Source organism: Chroogloeocystis siderophila 5.2 s.c.1, assembly GCF_001904655.1.
Classification (GTDB): Bacteria; Cyanobacteriota; Cyanobacteriia; order Cyanobacteriales; family Chroococcidiopsidaceae; genus Chroogloeocystis; species Chroogloeocystis siderophila.
Genome location: NZ_MRCC01000002.1, coordinates 249123 through 271115, shown reverse-complemented (window position 1 = coordinate 271115; position 21993 = coordinate 249123). Strand labels below are relative to the sequence as shown.

Below are 21993 nucleotides of genomic sequence, written 5' to 3'. Positions count from 1 at the left end.
TAGTCACTAGTTCCTGACAAGCGTGACTCTCCCCTTAGCGCCGTAGCCTACCTCACTAATTAAACGATTGGGATCTTGAATTTCTGCGAGGATGTGTTGTACGGCTTGTTGTGCGTCGATATTCGTGCTGAAGTCAATAGCGCGACAGAATACCGCTTCCCATTCTTGATTCAGTGTTTTGGTCAGTCCAAACAACCCACCAGCGATCGCACTGTAGTGATTTTTTTGTCCGATACCCAATTCGCCGTCAAGGTGCGTTACTGTTATAAAACAACTGCGCCCTTGGGTGGCGGAGGAATTGAGTGGTTCTTTGAGATACTTGGCGATCAAGAAGATATGTTTGAGTAAGGCGGTTTCTGAATTGAGATAAGCAATCTCCTCGCGTTCATTGTGAATCGTCGGATGAAGGTGAATAAAACTGCCAATAGAACCGTGTTGCGCGATCGCATTTAACTGTTGTTGCAGATGTGTTTCACTCAAGTCCTCCAAAACAACACGTGGAATATGCTTTTCTACACCTGCGCTTTGTGGAATTACAGATTTGGGAAAACTCAAAACAACAACTTTTTCGCCTTTGGCAATTAAAGCCTGCGCTAATTGTGATGTTAAAGTCGAACCATTATCGGTAATTAAACAAACGTGCTGTTGGGGTAAGTGATATTCCAAGCGATCGGGAGGCGGTAGAACTTTCAACTTCACCACACTGCGCATAATATTGTGGCTGTCTAGTTCTGCGCTATCCTGCTTTTTTGGCAGTGTCTCCGTTGCAGTTGAATTACCGGCAATACGACTCATATACTCGGCAATTTGACCGAGAGTACGCAATTCGCCCAATTCATCAGGATTTGGTTGTGGTAAGCCTGGGTACAATTCAAGCAGTGCGCCTAAAATTTCGACGCGCTTAATCGAATCAATCCCTAAATCAGCCTCCATGTCCATTTCTAACTCCAGCATTTCCACTGGATAACCTGTTTTATCGCTGACGACATTCAGCAGTGTTTGACTTAAATCGGCAACATCGATTAATGCTGTGGGTGCAGAAATTGATGGTTCGATGGGAGGGTTCGGAATTGATACCACAGGTGTCGTTACTTCATCCTGAACAACTGCGTCTATTGTTGTCACTTTAGCTTTTACCGGAAGTGTTGTCGCAATACGGCTCATATACTCGGCAATTTGACCGAGAGTACGCAATTCGCCCAATTCATCAGGATTTGGTTGTGGTAAGCCTGGGTACAATTCAAGCAGTGCGCCTAAAATTTCGACGCGCTTAATCGAATCAATCCCTAAATCAGCCTCCATGTCCATTTCTAACTCCAGCATTTCCACTGGATAACCTGTTTTATCGCTGACGACATTCAGCAATGTTTGACTTAAATCGGCAATATCGATTAATGCTGTGGGTGCAGAAATTGATGGTTCGGTGACGGGGGGTGTTATTGGTAGTGGGGGTTCAGATAGCGCTTCGCTAGGCGACGGTTTGACAGCGGTATTCTCAGCAGGCTTGCTGCTTTGTTCTACGAGGGAAACACCATGACCATTCGCGTGATGTCCGTTACCGTTACCGTTGCTGATAGATGGTTTTGGTTGAAACGCTTTCGTTACGCCTTGTGCGATCGCGGATTCGTATTTTTGTTCAATCAGTTGGAAAAAGTTGTGCGAATGTTCCATCTGCTGTTGCAGATATTGTTCGTGAATTCGCAAAGTTTCTGCTTGATGATCATGAAACCGCATCATACTGCGTTCCAAGCTATCTCTTACCGCAGCATCTTGGGCGTTGGCAAGTAAGACATTTTGCTGCTGCGTAAGTTCAAAGAACGTTTGCACATATTCGCTTTGGTGTTTTAGCGATTCTTCGTGGACTTGTAAGATGTCACCGTGATGATCGTTAAACTCTGCCAGCGTAGATTCGATGCTGTCCAACATTTTTTGATAGTCCACTGTGGCGGGTGGTGGCGTTACACTGGTGGCTGCTTCTGGTTGACTAAAAGCAGGTACTGGCTGCGGATGATGTCCGTTTGTCACTGGTGTAGATGGCACGGGTGGGGCGACTGAGATGTGTGTATCTGCTAAAGCTTGCGCGAATGCAGCTTGTGTTTTTTCTGAAATATAGTTTGCACTATTTAAGCGGACGTTGAGGGCTTTATTGCCTTTTGGAGTAGGAGTTTTCGTTTCTAATTGGTAAGGATCAATATTTTTCAGCGACAATCCTGCGACGCGCAATTGAACAACTGCTGATCGCAGCGTGCGATCGCTATTTTGTTGTTTGTGTGCATTCACCGCCACAGCTAAGTGCGGGCGATCACCAAGTGTTTCTTTGACTAAATTCGTCAAAATATTTCTTGGTCCAAATTCAACGAAGAAATATCCCCCACCTGCATAGATATTCTCGATCTGATCCTTAAATAACACCGAATTAAGTAAGTGTTCTTTGAGGATTTTTTGAATTGCCTGGGGTTCTTGGGGATACGGTTTCCCTGTTACATTCGAGTAAATTACCGTTTTTGGTGCTTCAAAACGCGTTGCTTCAATTGCCTGGGCAAAAGGTTTTTGTGCGTAACCGACTAACGGCGTGTGAAACGCGGCGGCGACAGGGAGAACAACCGTGGAGAAGCCTTGGGCATTCAAAGCTTGTTGTACTTGGGCAATTTCTAGTTTGGTTCCCGCCAAAACGACTTGCTTTGTCGAGTTGAAGTTGGCGATCGTTACTAGCGGAAACTGCTTGATGAATGTCGTGACTTGACTGACATCGCCTTTCACCGCTAGCATCGCCCCCGCGTCAAAGTCTGGTTGCTTGGGAGTTGCCATTGCTTGTCCCCGCGCTTTGACAAGCGATAAATAATCGCGATCGCTTAAAACTTCAGCCGCCCACAATGCAGTTAATTCACCAAAACTATGTCCAGCGACAAAATCAGGTTTAAACCCCGCTTGTTGAAATATTTTGTACAATCCGGCGCTAAATACTCCGATGGCTGGCTGCGCGTATTGCGTCTGCTGCAAAGCTTCTTGCTGCTTTTGGCGTTGCGCGTTATCAAACACCGGAGGCGGAAACACAATTTCGGAGATCGGCTGCAATCCGTCTTGAATTAACAGGTTATCCATCTGGCTGTAAACCTGTCGCAAGCAGGGAAAGTTGAGTGCCAATTCTCTACCCATATCAAGGTATTGCGAACCTTGCCCAGAAAACAGCGCGACGACTTTACCTGTCGGATCGATACCGCTTTGGCGATAATAAATGCCTTGGGGATGTTCCCAATTGGTTGAATTGTTTTTAAGTTGTTCAATACTGATTTGCAGTAAGGCGATCGCTTGACTTGCTGAATCAGCAACAAAACCAAGCCTTGCCTCTGTCACAGGAACTTCTAGCGTTTGCGATGCACCAACAACTTGGGCAAAGTGTTGTTCTGCGGCTTCTCCTTGCAACTGTGCGAGTACATCAGCACACTTACGCTGTAACTGTTCGGGTGTCGCGGCGGATAGTAAGACAATCTGGGGCGTTTGATGAATTCGATAAGGATAATTCTTGTGTTCCTTGGTGTATTCTTCTAAAACGACGTGATAATTCGTTCCGCCAAAGCCAAACGAACTCACTCCAGCCCGTCGCGGTGCTTCGCCTGCTAACCAAGGACGCGTTTCGGTGTTGAGATAAAAGGGTGAATCCTCGATTTTGAGTTTTGGATTCGGTTTTGTGACGTTGATTGTCGGCGGTAAAACTTTGTGATGCAGTGCCAAAGCTGTTTTAATGAGACTTGCTGCACCGGCGGCGGCTTTGGTATGTCCAATTTGCGACTTGACGCTACCAAGGGCAATTTTTTGTTTACCGACGTTTGTTTCTTCAAAAAAAGCTTTTAAAGCGGTAAACTCAGTGGGGTCGCCTGCCATTGTGCCTGTTCCGTGCGCTTCAATTAAACTAACGCTTTCCGGCGCACAGTCTGCATCTTCGTACGCGCGGCGTAACGCGCTGATTTGTCCTTCAGGGCGCGGCGCGTAGATACTTTTGTACTTGCCATCGCTGGAAGTCCCAATACCTTTAATTACGGCATAAATTTTATCGCCGTCACGTTCAGCATCGCTAAGCCGCTTGAGGACGATCATGCCGATACCTTCGCCTAGCATCATCCCATCTGATTCCGCATCGAAAGGTTTGACGTTTTGGCTAGGGGATACTGCCGGAGTTTTACTAAAGCACATATACGCGACGATCGAGTTATCAGTATCGACACCGCCTGTCAACATCATGTCACAGCGATGTTCGACTAACTCGCTCATTGCCATGCGTAACGCCCCCAATGAACTTGCGCAAGCCGCATCGACAACGCAGTTTGTTCCCCCGAAATCAAGGCGATTCGCAATTCTACCACTGACAACATTGGCAAGCATTCCTGGAAAGGCGTTTTCTTCCCAGTTGACGTACGCGCTTTTAATTTTGTCGATGATTTTTTGCGTGTCTGCGTCGGATAAGCCGCTGCTTTTCAGGGCTTTTTCCCAAATGGGATATTGCAATCTTGCACCTAAAGGCATGGCTAACTGTCTTGCTAAGGCAACGCCTAAAATAACTCCGGTGCGATCGCGATTAAACTGCCGCGTTTCATCATATCCCGCGTCTTCCATTGCTTCTTTGGCAACAACTAAGCCAAGTAATTGCGAAACATCGGTGACTTCTAAAATATTAGGTGGTAGCCCAAATTCCATTGGGTTAAAGTCAATATCTGGAATAAAACCACCGCGTTTGCAATAAGTTTTATCAGGCGTTTTCGGGTCTGGATCGTAATAGGCATCAACATCCCAGCGCGAAGGTGGCACATCAGTGATACAATCAACTTTTTCAATAATTTTTTGCCAATATTGCTGTGTATTTCTCGACTGCGGGAACAGCGATGCCATCCCAATAATAGCAATGGGATTTTTTTGCAGTTGAGTATTGATGGGGTCTTGTTCTAATACTTTGTCAGCCATGCTTTTTTTCTTTTGTATTAGCTTCAACAATGCTGTTTCACAATTTCTGATTTCGTTGTGTAACTGTGATAATGCAACGGTAATATTGCAGGCAAACATAGGCTTAGGTCTACTTGTTTGCAGCACAAACTTAAATGATTTATTTAGTAATGACGAATGAGATTACATTTCTTTGACTTTACAAGGTTGTGGTAGTAAATCAATTACATTATTAAAGCTAGTAAAATAATCTTTGAGCGCTTTTGCTTCCCTACCTACAAAGTCAATCCATTCGTAGTGATAGTGATTCGGGAAAGCACCTTCTATTTGAAACAAAGGAAGCTTCGGAGTAGCCATCAGGAGCGAAACGCTGCTTTCACCAGAAATCGTTTGATTATCAAGCTTAATCGCAGCAATATAGTTGGTATTGATGACAACATTTTCAATTTTGATGAATGCCATAAATGACCCTTTTAAAAAAAATAGTCGGTTTTTAGCTACCTGAACTGGCATATCTATGGAACTTATCATAATTCTCAACAAATATAAATACTGTGTTCTAGCAAACGTTTGAGATAAAAACAATTTTTTTATGTATTTGTTGTCATTTGGCTTTGCCAAAAAATTATTGGTTCCTAAACTATCTCAAAAGTGCTGAATTCGTCAGATATCTTTATTCAGTTTTGTTCAGTGTCGGTTTACCTACTCATGTTGACGAAAGGAATTGAACGCGAACAAGGGGCGATCGCACTTCATCCTAATGGCTATGTAATTTTCTAAGCTTTAGCCAGCATCTTAGTTGCGCTATTTTGCTAATTTCTGTATTGAACGTAACAGAGATTTGACTTATTTATTTAACTATGTTCAAAACTTACTCTAGTTACAACAAGTTTTTCTCTATCGTTCTATCAGTTAATTAACAATCGGTGACGGCAAGTTGCAGTAGTTATGCTGGTCTATAAATTGCTTACGAAACTATCACGATATCTAGGCACCTCACCACAACTTTACACTATCTTTATAAAAATCGGCTTTTTTGGGGGATTTGTGTAAAGATTTGATGAAGTTTCAGCACTTTTCCGGAAACGTTGCCGCGAAAAGATACCACGATAAACATGATGTCAGCTTCCTCTTTGCACCTGCCTTCCCGTCCATTGTTGCCAACGTGCGATCGCTTGACTAACGTGCTGCGGGTCAAGATCACCTGTAAAGCAAATTCGCCCCATTCGTTCGCAACAAATTAACGCTTCGCCGTGTCCAATAAATGGCGCTAACACAAAGTTGCCTTCTTGCGAGTACAAACTTATCAAAAATGCGACAATGCCTTCGACACCTTCAACTTCAATCAGGTTTTGGGGTGCCATCAGCGAAGAGTAAGAAAACAGCGCAACATAAATCTCACCAATCAACAACTCGTATTGAAAAGGCATCCGTTGCTGCGTACAGAATTGATGAATGTACCCCGCCATGCGCAACACAGCAACAACGCGCGCTTCGTCGATTAAATAATCATGTCGCCAAATTGTCGAGGGAGTGGCGATCGCCAGTGCCGCATGAGACGGTAAACAGCGAATAAACTCATCACTCGCGGTGTCGCCGCAATAGACTAAGTGTCGTGCTAAAAGCCACTGATCGCCAGGTTGAGTATTCAAAACGTCTTGAGGAGTAATTTCTTTTGCTTGTGGTTGTAAGTGCTTGCGTAATTCTTTCTTTTTCAGCTTCGCCGCCTTCTGTGCTGCCACATTGCGCAGTGTTTGTAGTTGTAGTTCTCGCTGCTTGGCTCTAGCTTCATCTGCTAATTGCGCTTGGCGTTGGCGTTCTTCTTGCTTTTGAGCTTCCTGAATTGCTTTTTCGGCTTTCTCTGCTTGTTCGCGCTCTTTGCTTCCGGCGCGCGCAACTTTTAGTAGTGCGGTTGTGCTTTTGGCGATCGCCGTTCCTTTAATCGCTTCTTTCACTTCGGGCAAAATGCTTTTGGCAATTTGCTTTCCTTGTTGAAACGTTCGTTCCGTGTATCCTACCGCTTGTGCTAGCTCAAACGTTGTCTTTGGAGGTGGTGAAATCGTTTCACTGCCTTTACCTTTATAGGTGTATTGATTATCTCCTGGTTTGGCTCGAAGTTGCAAGCTTTCTAAAATGCGATCGCGTTCTAGCCACAATTCTGCGCGCTCCAAAGCATCTAGTTCGCTGCGAATCAAATTTTCATCAATTTCTGCTAACCGCGCGTGCGCTGAATCTGCACAAGTAATTATATTACACTCAACCTGCTCTAATCCGAGCATTTTGCAGGCTGTCAACCGATGCAGTCCAGCAATTAAATTTAAATCTTGATCGACTGTAATTGGGTTTAATAGCCCATTAGCCTTAATCGACTCTATCAGTTCAATAACTTTTTGTTGCTTGAGCGGACGTCTATTGAGACCAACTTTAATCTGAGCGATGGTGACAATAGGCATTAGTGTTGTGTATCTCCATTATAGTAATTAACACGCTAATCAAAATAATTAATAAATTTAGCTACACTCAATAAATAGCACTATGTTCAGTAGCTCAACTTTAACAAATCTTATAATTGTGATTGCAGTTAGTTGATTGTAACATTGTTGTTTAGGGTAAACCGTGTTAGTACAGCTTTACTCTATATAACTAGACTACAATATATACGAACAAACCAATTTTCGTAAAGTTCCTACCTAAGATAGCTCCACAAAAACTTTGTATATCAAAATTCTATATTATTATAGATATCTCAATGCTAGCAGCTAAATGAAATCTAGCTACCTAATCTCACTTGTTCTTGCGACGTAGTGAAGCTAGCTAGTCAGTTTGCAAAGCACATAACTACTATCAACTATTTATGAATACTAGTTGTGTTAAAAATCCTTAAGTCTATCTTCAACTTTCTCCACTTGCTTGCGTCAAAACGACAAGCATCATTTCAGTACGACAAACAAATTTTTTTTCACTTGCCTACTGTGAGATACTCCTAAGAACGCATAAAATCCAAAAATTAAACTTGTCCTTTTGAGCAAAGCCAATTTTTCACAATGCTGAACCGAGAAAAGGCTGACAAAGACATTCTTTTGCAAGTTTATTTATCACTTTATTAGAGAAACTCGTCTCTACGTTCCGCTTGTCTTCGCAGGCAGCTTAGTTATCGACCCATTCACTATACTTTAAAAATTGCTCAGCTATACTCATTTACAAACGGAAAAAATTAGTTATAATTCCTCCAGGGGTAGACCGTTTTAGTCATTCTCACAGATAAATTTTGGGCAATAAGTAGGTATTGAGAACTCGTTTCCCGAAATGACTCAATTCCCTCGAATAAAGTTTTTTGTCGTCTTGGTTACCGACTTCTGTAATTACTACTCATTGCGGCTCATTCCGCAACCTTGTTAGCAATCCGACTCAATAAAAATAAGTAATGGTGATGAGATTAACAAATATTCTGGTTGCAACCTGTCAAGCTATTGCTAGATTTTAGGTAATGACGTCGATAAAGCTTGATGTATCCATGTCGAAACTTTCTGTAGCGGAGTCTCTGATGGGATCTACGCTGTTATCTGAACTACCGGATCAGGAAAAAAAAAGTTATGGTTCAGAAGAAACGTGAGCGAGAAATAAAAGATCAGTGGTTGATTGGTGTAGTTGCGCTTTTGACTATACTCAATGGGATTTTCTCAATTTATAATTTGACAAGATTTAGGGCGAGTGCTCCGAGTGTCGTTACCACTACAGAGAATCCTACTCCAGTAAGAATTGCGGTGACTGGGTTAGGACGTTTAGAGCCACAAGGCGAAGTCATTCGCTTATCGCCGCCAACGTCAGCCCAAAGCGCGCGAGTGTCACAAATTTTAGTTCAAGAAGGCGATCGCGTTCAAGCTGGACAAATCATTGCGATTCTTGATACCTACGAGCCGCGACGCGCAGCTTTAATCGCCGCACAGCAGCAGGTTAAAATTGCCAAAGCGCAGTTAGCAAGAGTTCAAGCAGGCGCACAAACCGGACAAATCGACGCCCAACGCGCCACAATCGCGCGCTTAGAAGCTGAGTTACAAGGAGAAATACCAGCACAACAAGCTACGATCGCACGCTTAGAAGCTGAGTTGAATAATGCTCAAGCTGAGTATCGGCGTTATCAAAACTTATATCAAGAAGGCGCAATTTCAGCTTCTTTATTTGATAGCAAACGCTTACCCGTCGCCACCCTACAGCAGCAACTCAACGAAGCCCGCGCTACATTAAATCGAACAACATCAAGTTACCGCGAACAAATTAGCCAAGCAAGAGCCACCTTAGCCGCAACCGCCGAAGTGCGCCCAGTCGATGTGCAAGTCGCCCAAGCCGAAGTTGATGGTGCGATCGCCGCAGTTACCCAAGCCCAAGCTGATCTAAACTTATCGTATGTCCGCGCACCGAAAGACGCTCAAGTGTTAAAAATCCATACACGTCCTGGGGAAATTGTCAGTAATCGAGGAATCGCAGAACTCGGTCAAACAAACCAAATGTACGCCGTAGCCGAAATCTATGAAACTGATATTGCTAAAGTTCGTCTAGGACAAAAAGCAACGATTACTAGCAGCGCTTTGTCTGAAACTCTCAGCGGAGAAGTGACTCACATTGGGTTACAAGTCAATTCCCAAGAAGTCTTAAGTACTAACCCAACCGCCAACACAGACAATCGAGTTGTTGAAGTCAGAATCCGCATCGATAACCCAGAGGACAACCAAAGAGTTGCTGGCTTAACAAATTTACAAGTTCAAGTTGCAATTAACATTTAACTAATATATAGGAAAACTACTGGCGTTTGAATTTTATTACCAATTACCAGTTACCCACAACTGCTCGCAACTGATTTAGGGTTAACAGACTCATGCTACTCAAAATTCCTTTAGCATGGTTACAACTAGCACGGCAAAAAGTACGTTTCATTGTCGCTTTGGCAGGTATTGCTTTTGTCGTCGTTTTGATGTTCATGCAACTTGGCTTTCAAGATGCGCTTTACGAAAGTGCGACACAAGTGCATCAAAAACTCAAAGGCGATTTATTTATTATTAGTTCGCAATATAAATCGCTGACATCTCAACAAAGCTTTCCGCGATCGCGTTTGTATCAAGTTCTTGGTTTTGATGGTGTCGAATCAATTAGCCCATTATACGTGCAATTTTCTAAATTTAAAAACCCTCAAAACGGCGAAAAAAATCCTATTTATGTTTTAGGTATTGACCCAGCATTTCCCGCTTTTGACATTCCAGAGGTTACGCAAAATCTCGACGTTCTCAAGTTTCCCAACCGAGTTTTATTTGACCAAGCTTCAAGACCTGAGTTTGGTCCTATTGTTGAAAATTTTCGCCACAATGAACCTGTTTCTGTTGAAATATTTCCTTATAATGGCACCGTTGGTTATCAAGTCAACATCGGCGGACTATTTACACTAGGTCCTTCGTTTGGAGTTGACGGCAATTTAATTGTCAATTATGCAACAATTTTAAGAATTTTTCAAGACCGAACCCCAGACCGAATTGATATCGGTATAGTCACGCTAAAACCAGGTGCTGACGTCAAGCAAATGCAAGCAGCTTTAAGCGAAATTTTACCCAACGACGTCACAGTTTTTACTCGCCGCGAATACATAGCTTTTGAAAAAGATTATTGGTCAGTGAGAACCCCGATCGGTTTTGTTTTCGGCTTAATGGTGATCATGGGCTTTATTGTTGGTGTCGTTGTTGTTTACCAGATTTTGTACAGTAATATTTCTAATCATTTAATGGAATATGCAACCTTAAAAGCAATGGGGTTTAAAAACAAATATTTGCTTGATGTTGTATTTCAGCAAGCATTATTGTTAGCAGTTTTAGGGTATATTCCAGGACTTATTATTTCCTATGGATTATACGATGTTGCTAGCAACGCAACTCAGTTACCAGTAATCATGAGTTCTAGTAAGCTCATAGCCGTCTTAGTATCAGCTACGCTCATGTGTTTTACTTCAGGCTTCTTTTCAATAGGAAAACTCCGCTCTGCTGACCCCGCAGATATTTTTTAGAAACAGTGTTAATAACATTAGTTTTTATATGAAAACAATATATATTAATTATGGATGAACAATCTATAGTTGACATCAAAAACCTCAATCATTACTTCGGCAGTAAATCAACACGTAGCCAAGTATTAACAGATATAAACTTGGAAATCAAAGCCGGAGAAGTTATTATTATGACAGGACCATCCGGCTCAGGTAAAAGTACCTTATTAACCTTGATCGGTGGTTTGCGCTCGGTTCAAGAAGGAAGTTTGAAAGTTTTAGGGCGGGCACTCTATGGCGCGAGTGATGATGAGTTAGTTCAAGTACGGCGTCATATTGGCTTTATTTTTCAATCACATAATTTGCTAGAGTTTTTAACAGCAAGACAAAATGTGCAAATGGCATTAGAATTGCACAACGAACCTGATCGCATCGCCAAAGCAAAAGCCGAAGCAATGCTTCATGCTGTCAAGTTAGGAAATCGCGTGAATTATTACCCTTCTGATTTATCAGGAGGACAAAAACAACGCGTTGCGATCGCACGGGCTTTAGTCAGTCAACCCAAGTTAGTTTTAGCCGACGAACCCACCGCAGCTTTAGACAGTAAATCAGGAAGAGATGTCGTTGACTTGATGCAGCAATTAGCTAAAGAACAAGGCTGCGCGATTTTGATGGTGACGCACGATAACCGGATTTTAGACATTGCCGATCGCACCATCTATATGGAAGACGGTAAATTATTCAAAGAAGTCGTGTTGTAGCCTTTGAGTAGATTTATCTAGCATCCATGAAGATCACATCGTTAATTTTGGTAATTTTACATCAATATTTTTTTATCTTCTTTCCGTAATAATAACTTTATTCATAATAATAACTTTATTCATCATAATAAGAAGATACGATTAAATTTAGTTCCGAACTCAGGTAAAAAGAGCTTTAGCGCATAGGTTAGAAATATCTTAAACGGCAATCTCATCACTACTGATTGTAACCTATGCCCGTAGATGTATTTGATGTCAACTTTTATCAAAGTGCCCATTCTGATTTAGCTAGCTTCAATGAACAGCAAGCGCGATCGCACTTTCAAGCTTACGGTTTAAACGAGGGACGTGGATTTTCACCAATAGTAAACCTCAATACGTACCGTTCCAGTAATTCTGATTTAGCTAGCTTTAATAATCACCAGTTGCTTAATCATTTACAAAACTACGGCATACGTGAAGGAAGAAAATTCTCACCGCTAGCAGATTTAAACTTTTATCGTACTCATAACCGCGATTTAGCTCATTTCAACAACGAGCAAGTATTTGAGCATCTCCGCAGTCATGGAATTATGGAAGGGCGGCGCTTCTCACCTTTTGTTGACCTAAAATTATATCGTGCAGCAAATACCGATTTAAACTATCACGCAAGCTTTGATAATAAACAATTACTCGAACATTTAGCGAAAAGTGGAATAGTAGAGGGGCGGCAATTTTCAGTAAGCTTTGATAGCAATTATTACCGCAATCATCATTCCGATTTAGCACGAGCAGGCTTAAACAACTGGCAATTATTAGAACACTTCCAGCGTTATGGAATTCGTGAAGGACGTGCGGCTGCAGAATCGTTTAACGTACAATTTTACTTAACGAATAATACTGATTTAAGAACCGCAGGCTTTAGCTACCAGCAAGCACAACACCACTTTGAAGTTTTTGGCTTTTCTGAAGGACGTCGTGCGACTTCAGTTAATTTTTCTCTCACTAACGATCCTGGTAATACATTCAACAGTGCTTTTAATCTCGGTGTCTTAAATAGTAGTCACCGTGTTGCTAATAACTTTGTAGGTAACACTGATAGCAATGACTATTATCGCTTTACTCTAAATAACCGGAGTAACTTCAATCTTGTCCTTAATGGCATGAGTAGTGATGCTGATGTGGAATTATTCAACAGTGATGGAAACTTGTTGCAGCATTCTATTAATGGTGGTACTACACCCGATATTATCAACCAAACATTAGAAGCTGGAGTTTATTATATTCGTGTTTTTCCCTGGGGAGGAGCGAATACCAACTACAACCTCAATGTCTCTGCGACTGCTGTATTACCTACTCGTGCCAATTGGACTTTCATGGTTTACATGGCAGGTAACGATCTAGAGGATTTTGGCATCCAAGACTTTCAAGAAATGGCTACAGTAGGCTCAAATGCTAACGTTAATATCGTTTTTCAATTTGACCGTACCTCTGGATATAATAGCAGCTACGGTGATTGGACAGATACTCGGCGCGGACTCATTCAGGCTGGCAGTCATCCTGATTTAAGTTGTGGTATTAGTATTGGTGAAGCCAATATGGGAGACCCTAATACCTTAAGAAATTTCATCAATTGGAGCATGAATAATTACCAAGCTAATAATTATGCTCTGGTGCTATGGGGTCACGGTTCTGGCTTTAATGTATCCTATGACGATATTACAAACGATAGTATTAGCGCTAGTGAACTCAGTCGAGTTTTAAGCAGCTTTGCACGAAATATAGACTTAGTTGGTTGCGACGCTTGTCAGATGGGAATGACTGAATTTGCTTATCAAATTAGAGACTATGCATCTGTCTATGTTGGTTCTCAAGAAAATATTCCAGGCACTGGATGGAATTACACCACAATACTTTCAGATTTGAGGGCAAACCCGACGATGTCCGCAATTGGATTGGGTAACGCAATCGTCAACCGCTATGGACAGCATTATAGTTCTACTTGGTACAACGGTTGTGAAGAAACACTATCAGCAATTAACTTAACTAATTTGAGAAGCAGCAATCCTCACAATTTAGCTGCAACTCTTAGCCAATTTGCACATACTATTATGAATAACGCTTCTTATTCTGACCTATACCGCTTAGAAGTACATCGAGATAATTCCGCGTTTTTTGAAAATTTAGACTACCGCGATTTAGGGACATTTTTGAATCACGTTGCTAATGACTTTTGGATGACAAACACCATTAGAACTTCGGCTCAAACAGCGTTAAATAGTTACAATAGTACAATTATTCAAAACTACTCTTCGATTCATCAAAGAGGTACAGGCTTATCAATTTACTTCTCAGCAGCAGGGTTTTCTCCTGAGAGTCATTACCATAGTTCTAACCTCAGTTTTGCCCAGAATACTGCGTGGGATGATTTTCTTAATTGGGCACATTGGTAAGTGACTTAACTATTCAAGAATATAAAAGTGAACATAAGTGTGGCGATCGCGTTGTTTATATTTAAACCGTCACGCCTTCTAATTCCTCATCAGCTAATTCATACAACTCTCGCAATTTTTCTAATTTCTCTGCATCTGCTTGCCAAAAACCTCGTCCGTGGGCTTCTAACATTCTGCCGACGATATTACGAAAAGCTTCGGGATTTGCCTTGCGTAATTTCTCGACCATTTCTGGATCGAGTGCATACGTATCCGCCGCTTGGTCATACACCCAACTATCGATAAAATCAGCAGTACCGCCCCAACCAATTAAAGCTGTCATCCGTTGGGAAATCTCAAACGCACCGCCCGAACCTTGATTTGCCATTGCCTCCGCCCACTTGGGATTGAGTAACTTCGTACGATACTCCATCCGTAATAAATCATCTAAATTTCGCAAAGTTGTATCTTTCGAGAAGCTTTCGACAAAACTGGCGTTGACTTTCTTTCCGCGTTGCTTTTCTGCTGCTTTTTTTAAACCACCTGTATTAGCGTAGTATTCTTGAATATCGGTAAGACCGTATTCTACCGAGTCGATTTCCTGCACAATGCGATCGCACCTTTGCAATAATTGCGTCAATACTTCGGGTCGCGCTTGACCTTTGTCTTGTCTGCCATAACTAAAGACATTGCGATCGCGCCAAGTCTTGCCTAATTCATCACCCGATTCCCAGTTACCATCAACAACTCTTTCATTCACCATTGAACCAAAATCGCCCGCCGGATTAGAAAATAACCGTGCCGAAGCGTTTTCGACTCCTTGCGATCGCAGGGCTAAATAATGCTTGCGAATAAAGTTTTGCTCTTCTGGTTCGTCTGCCGTTGCAGCGCGTTGAAATAAATCGTCGAGTAGTTCGATAATATTGACAAAGCTATCGCGGAAAATACCAGAAAGGTTTCCTAATACATCAATTCGCGGATGTCCCACCTCAGATAAAGGTTTCAACTCGTAGCGGACAATTCTTCCTGTTCCTTCTTTGACCGGTTCAGCGCCAACAAGTTCTAAGAGAATTCCCAACGATTCACCGCGCGTTTTAATTGCATCTAATCCCCATAACATTACAGCGATCGTTTCAGGATATGTTTTGTGTTCTTGCAGGTGTTGGGCAATGATTTTTTGTGCGATTTCTTTGCCGCGTTCGTACGCTGCTGGTGATGGCATTCGGTAAGGATCTAGCGCGTGAATATTGCGCCCTGTTGGTAAGACACCAATTCCATCGCGCAACAAGTCACCACCAGGCGCAGGCGGAATGTATTCGCCATTGAGTCCCCTAAGTAGGTTTGCGATCTCATCAGTGTTTTGGGCTAAAAGATCGCGGATTTGTAAAGCTTCTTGGGGCAAGGTATGGGATTTTTGGTGAGGTTGGGGCAAGGCATTGCCTTGCCCGTACTTGCCTGTTGCGATCGCATCTATTATCTCTTCGGATAATTCTTCGCCGAAGTAAGCTTGAAGGTAGCTTGCTAATTCTTCTGCGGTAGGTGCTTCTCCTAGTGTATGCAATCCAGAGGAAAATAAGCGGTTTTCTAGTACTTGTAAATATTCATACATTTGCACTAAGTAATGGTTGAATGCCGCGTTACTAAACATCCGTGCATTTTCTGGTGTAAACGCAATGCCTAAGCGTTTTGCATCCTCAAATGGACAATCGGCATCGATTCCTGTATCAACAATTTTCTTGCAAATCGCTGCTTTCAAAGCATAATTCTTTTCGGGATCTTCGCGGTACTCTGCGATTAAATCCCGTAATGTGACTAATTCTTTATACAACCCTGCCCGACCGTAAGGCGGAACATTGTGCGAAATTAAGACACCATACCCCCGACGCTTTGCCAAAATCGATTCTGAAGGATTATTCGCTGCATATATATATAGATGTGGTAAGTTGCCCAACAAAATATCTGACCACGAATAACCGGTATTTCCCAACGGCGAACCAGGCAACCATTCGACTGTGCCATGCATCCCAAAGTGAACAACCGCATCAGCTTGAAATTCATGCTGCAACCATTGATAAAATGCCGCATATTGTGGATGCGGTGTCAAGTCCCGCTCAAACATTAGCCGCATCGGATCGCCAGGAATTCCGAGTGGAGGCTGTACGCCAATCCAAACGTTACCAAGTTGTACGCCACCAATATGAAAATCATTGCCATAGGTTTTAATACCACTACTTGTTAATGATTTCCAATGTTTTTCTATCCAAGATGTTTTGAGATAACCAAGCCACGTTTCTAAAGTGCGAGTATTTGTAACATTGCCCAGGGATGGATCTTCATCAGCGGCTTTCACCTGACGAATTAATTCTTCGCCATCTGCGGGTAAGTCTCCGACAGTGTAGCCATGCTCTTTCAACGCTTGGAGAAATTTCAGGAGCGATCGCGGTACATTCAATAAAGCAGCAGTTCCTGTCGCGCCGTAACCTGGAGGAAAACCATACAAAATAACCGCAATCTTGCGCTGACTCGCTGGCTTTTGACGCAAAGCAATCCATTTTTTGACCCTGCCAATCAACCGCTGTACGCGTTCGGGAATTAAATAAATCTTCTCGCCTACCAATCCACCCAAGGGAACCGAGTCAATCGCGCCATCAAGTTCTGGTAATGCATATAACACGACACTTTGCAATCCCCCTACACCTTGGCGCGTCCACGAATAAATATCTTGAATGAGTAACGGTGCAGCAACAATGTACGGTACATTTTTTGCACTCAAAATCCGCTTTGCAACTTCCACCTGTCGCCCTGCTTCCATCGAACCTGCAGGACCACCGACTAACGGAAAGCCTATCGTCGAGATGATCGCATCAACTTCTACAGCTTCCGGTGATAACGAAGGAGTTTCAATATTCCCCGACTGTCGTTGTGCAGTTTCATGCGCGGTCGTCATCCAGTCACGGACTGCGACATGACCTTCGACACCATTGATAAAAATTGGTAATGGAATGAATCCCGCCTCTTCAAAACGGCGAATCAACTGCGGAATATACGGCTGTTGCGTAACAACGTGCTTTCGATATAATAATATTCCTACGCTACTCTGACCTGCGACCTCCGATCCCTGACTTCTACTTTGATACCATTTCAGATACTCGCGCGGAGATTCAAAGTAACCTTGATAATCAGGATGCAGCAATCCCATATTAGGAGTTTCGACAGGTGGTGGAATCTCACCAACTTTGACACCTAAATACTTTTCTGCGAGTGTCCAAAATAAGGCAGCAACGTTTTCTACACCGCCTGCATTCCAGTACCCGTAAATAATCAGCCAGTTGCGCAGGTCTTGAACTTTTTGCCCAGGAACAAATTTGAGGAGTTTGGGACCAATTTTTAAAAAGCTAATATATCCAGCGAGGCGATCTTCTTCGCGTCCTTGACTGAATTTATCTAAGATGAACTTTACCGGCTTGGGCATTCCTTTAGGCTTGTCACCGATCGCAAACGCCCCCAGGCGCGTTAAACTCATTAATTCTAGTGCTGATTCAAAAACAAGGCGAATCGGAATATGTTGAACGCGATCGCGCAGCCACAAAACTTGGTCGTAATCAAATAATAGACTACCAAAAAACACTTGGGCATCTGCCAGCGCGGCGGCGACTGCATCGGGTTTTGCTGTGATATCGCGATCACTAAATACCTCAATCGTCAACTCTGGACAACGTTCTTCCGCTAACAATGCTGCTTTGCGGTACAAGTCAGCATTGAACGATTCAAACCCCGCAATCAAAACAATGCGTTGCATACCTTCAGCCCAAACATCTTACTTTTGATCTTACGCGGGAAAATCTTTACAAACTGAGTGCTTGCGTAAAAAAAATGACTCATATTGCTGGTAACTGGCAACTGATTAATGGGTAATCGGGAACGTGGAAACTTGTAATTAGCACTTAGCGATAGAAGAAAGTTAGCTCTGCCAATGACCAATGACCAATTACCACTTTGACATTATGTTTACTTTTGCCAACACACTTACTCATTAGGACTTGCTTCTTGAGGAGTATCTGCATCTCGCTTAAAAGAATGTAAAATTATGTAAAAGCTCCTTTTAACCGCCCATGTCTACTCGGTTTAGTGCTTCCCAAGCAGTCGAAATTGTTGTTCCCGAACAACCAATTCCTATTCAACATTATTTGCGACAGCCGCAGCGTCTTGTTAATGCTTTAGTCGATCCTAGTCGAGTTGAGCATTTAAGTTCTGATCGTTTTCGCTTGACCATGCGTCCGCTGACCTTTATGACACTGAGTATTCAACCAACAGTAGACATTAAAGTGTGGGCAGAAGCTAATGGCACAATTTATTTACAGTCCCAAGGTTGTGAAATTCGGGGAGTTGACTACATCAACCAACGTTTTGCGCTAAACCTCAAAGGCTACTTATCTCCATGCCAAGTTGGAAGTAACACAGGTTTACACGGAAACGCCGATTTAGAAGTTCAAGTAGAGTTACCACCGCCATTGTGGTTAACACCCAAGCCAATCTTAGAGACGGCGGGTAATGGTTTACTTAAGAGCGTACTATTAACGATTAAACAAAGACTCCAGCATCAATTGCTAGCAGATTACTATGCTTGGGCAAGTGATACGGAAGATACCGACGCTGGTTTAATTATTCCGCAAGTTCCTTAGTTCCCATTGCCCTAATTTGACAGGGACGAAATGACAACCGATGCAATCGCGAGGGACCGTATTGTTGCAGTGCTTGTAGATGACGTGCCGTACCGTAACCTTTATTGGATACCAAGTCATACATCGGATACTTAGCAGCGAGGCGCATGATCAGATCGTCGCGCCATACCTTCGCGATAATACTCGCAGCAGCAATAACAAGCGATCGCTCGTCGCCTTTGACGAGTGCTTGTTGCGGTATTGGCAAATCCTTGATCGCCTGATTGCCATCAACTAAACACAGTTCTGGCTGAACCTTAAGCTTAGTCACCGCCCGCTTCATTGCTAAAAGTGACGCTTGCAAAATATTGATATTGTCAATTTCGGCTGTAGATGCAAACCCAACTCGCCAATCTACAGCCAATGTACAGATTTTTGCCGCTAACTGTTGTCGGCGGCAACTCGATAGTTGCTTGCTATCGCGCACTTGGCTTGCGGCTAATTCTGGTAAGGCAGCCGGAGGTAAAATGACAGCTGCTGCTACGACTGGACCAAACAGCGCCCCGCGTCCAGCTTCATCTACCCCAGCCAGCGAAATTGAATGTTGATTGCTGAGTGCAAAGTCAAGGTCTAAGTTAATAGACTCGTTTTTCACGCTCAGCCTTGCTCTGCACTCTGGTAGGGACGTATCATTTTACGTTTCTTCTTCACCTCTTTCTACTGCCGAAGACCGACGGCGACGCCTACGAGTGACAACACCTCCGCCATTATCACCTTCATCAGTCACAGCCGCAACTGAAGATTCCTCAGTATTGGTGACAAAAGATTCTGATGGAACTTCTGCGCTGATTGTCATTGGTTGTGATTCTGATGATGCGGGTACAGGAACATCTTCCTCCGTTGCAACTTCTGAAGGAGCCTGTCCAGGTAGTACCACGTTAATAATCAGCGATCGCGAATTTTTAACTGACCGATTCAAGTGTACCAACGGAGAAACACCCATCATTGCATAAATTTCCTGTTCTTCTGGAGTCATTTCCACCGAAACAATCTCTGGTGGTTCGACGACAGCTGGTTTTACGGGTTCTGGTTTTGTAGGTCGAGCACTGCGGTCGCGTTCGATCCAACTGTTTTTGCCAATGATCGGTAACGATACCTCTGAGGGTGCTGATTCAGACTCTGGTTCAAAATCTTGGTCGTGATCGCTGACTAAGTTAATCGGTGCAGCAGGTATCCGAGGTTCATCTTTGACAGGACCTTCGACTCTGCCAATCAAGCGACGCCGAGTCCGACGATTTTTGTTATTTTCTCCTAGTTCTTGATAACTCGGATGATTCAGAATATTGAGATTGGCAATTTCATTGTCGCCTGGTTCAACATTGTAATCTGCGGCTGGTTCTGTGGTGTAATCGCGCGATTCTGCCAACCGCAGCGTTTCACCCATCGTTGGTTCTCCTCCATTGCGCAGCGTGATCGGATCGCGTTCCGATTCTCCTGGAAGATGAACTAAATGTCCCAATCCACCACAGGTAGGACACGGGCGACCGAACAGTTCGTAAATGTTTTGTCCTTGGCGCTTACGAGTTAATTCAACTAACCCTAACTCGGATAACTGCGCAATCTGCGGTCGTGCTTTATCAGCTTTAAGCGCTTTGTTAAAGTGTTCCAACACTTGCAATTGGTCTTTGCGCGATTCCATATCGATGAAATCAACAATAATTACTCCTGCAAGATTACGTAAGCGCAGTTGGCGCGCGATTTCCGTTGCGGCTTCGCAGTTTGTCCACAGTACGGTTTCGCGTGCTGTTGCCGATCGCGTGAACGACCCAGAGTTTACATCAACAACAGTTAAAGCTTCGGTCGGTTCAATGATCACGTACCCACCCGAAGGTAAATCAACTCTTGGTTTAAGCGCTTCGCGAATTGCGGCGTTGATGCGGAAGTATTCTAAAATGGGGATGCGATCGCGGTGATGGTCGATTAACAATCCCTGTGGAGCTTGACCCCCGCTCCAGTTAATCAAGTATTGCTTGACGCGCTTTAGCCCTGTATTGGAATCGACAACAATGCGATTCACATCCGCGCCATACATATCGCGCAGAACGCGCTGAATAAAATCATTATCTCGGTTCAAAAGTGAAGGGGCGCGTGTCGATTGTGCTTCTTGTAAAATCGCCTCCCATTGCCGTTGTAGCGACTCTAAGTCTTCCATAATCGCTTCTTCTGGCTTGCCTTCGGCTTCTGTGCGAACCAGTAAGCCCATACCTGCTGGTTTAATCAGAATTGCCAAAGCTCGTAAGCGGTTGCGCTCATTTTCATTTTTGATGCGTCGTGATAAATTCACACCGCGTCCAAACGGCATCAACACCACATACCGACCTGGTAAAGTAATATTTCCTGTTAACCTCGGTCCTTTATTTCCCGTCGGCTCCTTCATCACTTGCACCAAAACTTTCTGCTGTGGTGCCAACAGTTCTGTAATTGCTCCTGCGGTGCGTTTAAGCTTGAGCGGTCCTAGGTCGGTGACATGAATAAAACCGTTACGTTCTGTATCACCTATATTGACAAATGCTGCATCAATACCTGGTAAGACGTTTTCGACAACACCTAAATAAATATCACCAATCTGGTGCCGACCTGTAGCAACGACAAGTTCTTGAATTTGGTCTTCTGAAAAGACTGCGGCAATATTATGCTGCTCCGCTATGATAATTTGTTTTGGCATTCAATTCCCTCAAAATCGCCATCAATTCTTGGCTTTAAATTTTAGTTACACAAGGAAACAAAATCAGGTTTTAACACAGCAGAAGGTAAAAGGGAAAATCATTTCCTTACGATTATGCTGAACTGCGATCATCTCGTTACCTTTGTTGCTCAGTGCGTCCTTCCCAAATTTGCAGATTTTTAGCTTTAAAACCAGCTTTCAACTTCTCTACTGGTACATAGAATATAGTTTTGCTCGTGATGGAAACCAAGAAGTTATTCTAGTTCTAGCCTCAATTCGGTCAATTCTTCCCGAATCGGCACATACCTAGCGTTTCACTTGAGTAACCATCTTTTGTTGAGCTTCATGCATTTTCCTAAATTAAGGAACTTTTAGGAATACACTCTGCAACAACTCATAGCGAGATATCAATGGCTGCGCCTAGACTTGGTTATACCACTTATAGGGACAAATAGAGAAAATACTCAATCCGCCT

The 21993-nt window shown here is 43.2% G+C and carries 12 protein-coding genes; 6 read left to right on the top strand and 6 right to left on the bottom strand.

Going from position 1 to position 21993, the window contains the following annotated elements; all coding sequences use genetic code 11:
* Positions 1-6: 6 nt before the first annotated feature.
* Together NIES1031_RS02995 and NIES1031_RS24695 are read right to left on the bottom strand one after the other, a co-directional pair.
* On the bottom strand, positions 7-4956 hold the full coding sequence (locus NIES1031_RS02995; RefSeq protein ID WP_236738698.1) for a type I polyketide synthase: 4950 nt from the start codon (positions 4954-4956) through the stop codon (positions 7-9).
* Positions 4957-5118: 162 nt separating this feature from the next.
* On the bottom strand, positions 5119-5556 hold the full coding sequence (locus NIES1031_RS24695; RefSeq protein WP_218596648.1) for a hypothetical protein: 438 nt from the start codon (positions 5554-5556) through the stop codon (positions 5119-5121).
* Between the two features lie 30 nt (positions 5557-5586).
* Between NIES1031_RS24695 and NIES1031_RS25915 the strand changes: the two genes are divergently transcribed.
* The gene (locus tag NIES1031_RS25915) at positions 5587-5715 is read left to right on the top strand and encodes a hypothetical protein (RefSeq protein WP_269085989.1); all 129 of its coding nucleotides are present in this window, start codon (positions 5587-5589) and stop codon (positions 5713-5715) included.
* 341 nt (positions 5716-6056) lie between these two features.
* Here NIES1031_RS25915 and NIES1031_RS02985 read toward each other — a convergent pair whose 3' ends face one another.
* On the bottom strand, positions 6057-7388 hold the full coding sequence (locus NIES1031_RS02985; RefSeq protein ID WP_073548031.1) for a ParB/RepB/Spo0J family partition protein: 1332 nt from the start codon (positions 7386-7388) through the stop codon (positions 6057-6059).
* Between the two features lie 1140 nt (positions 7389-8528).
* On the opposite strand from NIES1031_RS02985, the gene NIES1031_RS02980 reads away from it, so the two are divergent.
* From NIES1031_RS02980 to NIES1031_RS02965, 4 genes are all read left to right on the top strand, one after another.
* A complete protein-coding gene (locus tag NIES1031_RS02980) occupies positions 8529-9716 on the top strand; it encodes an ABC exporter membrane fusion protein (protein ID WP_073548030.1) in 1188 nt (395 codons plus the stop codon).
* A 92-nt stretch (positions 9717-9808) separates the two neighbouring features.
* Positions 9809-10981, top strand: a complete 1173-nt coding sequence (devC, locus tag NIES1031_RS02975; protein ID WP_073548029.1) for an ABC transporter permease DevC — start codon at positions 9809-9811, stop codon at positions 10979-10981.
* 50 nt (positions 10982-11031) lie between these two features.
* Entirely contained in the window at positions 11032-11721 is a 690-nt protein-coding gene (locus NIES1031_RS02970; RefSeq protein ID WP_073548028.1) for a DevA family ABC transporter ATP-binding protein, read from the top strand.
* A gap of 233 nt (positions 11722-11954) precedes the next feature.
* Positions 11955-14153: a clostripain-related cysteine peptidase gene (locus NIES1031_RS02965; protein WP_073548027.1), complete on the top strand. Its 2199-nt coding sequence runs from the start codon at positions 11955-11957 to the stop codon at positions 14151-14153.
* A gap of 61 nt (positions 14154-14214) precedes the next feature.
* Here NIES1031_RS02965 and bchH read toward each other — a convergent pair whose 3' ends face one another.
* Positions 14215-17931, bottom strand: coding sequence for a magnesium chelatase subunit H (bchH, locus tag NIES1031_RS02960; RefSeq protein ID WP_073548026.1), 3717 nt, complete (start codon positions 17929-17931; stop codon positions 14215-14217).
* A gap of 313 nt (positions 17932-18244) precedes the next feature.
* On the opposite strand from bchH, the gene NIES1031_RS02955 reads away from it, so the two are divergent.
* Positions 18245-18814 (top strand): DUF1997 domain-containing protein, encoded by a 570-nt coding sequence (locus tag NIES1031_RS02955; protein ID WP_073548025.1) that lies wholly within the window; start codon positions 18245-18247, stop codon positions 18812-18814.
* Here the strand turns inward: NIES1031_RS02955 and NIES1031_RS02950 are convergent.
* The gene (locus tag NIES1031_RS02950; RefSeq protein WP_073548024.1) at positions 18795-19448 is read right to left on the bottom strand and encodes a ribonuclease HII; all 654 of its coding nucleotides are present in this window, start codon (positions 19446-19448) and stop codon (positions 18795-18797) included. The two genes, NIES1031_RS02955 and NIES1031_RS02950, sit on opposite strands and share 20 nt — an antisense overlap.
* A 39-nt stretch (positions 19449-19487) precedes the next feature.
* A complete protein-coding gene (rne, locus tag NIES1031_RS02945) occupies positions 19488-21518 on the bottom strand; it encodes a ribonuclease E (protein WP_073548023.1) in 2031 nt (676 codons plus the stop codon).
* Positions 21519-21993: the final 475 nt, after the last annotated feature.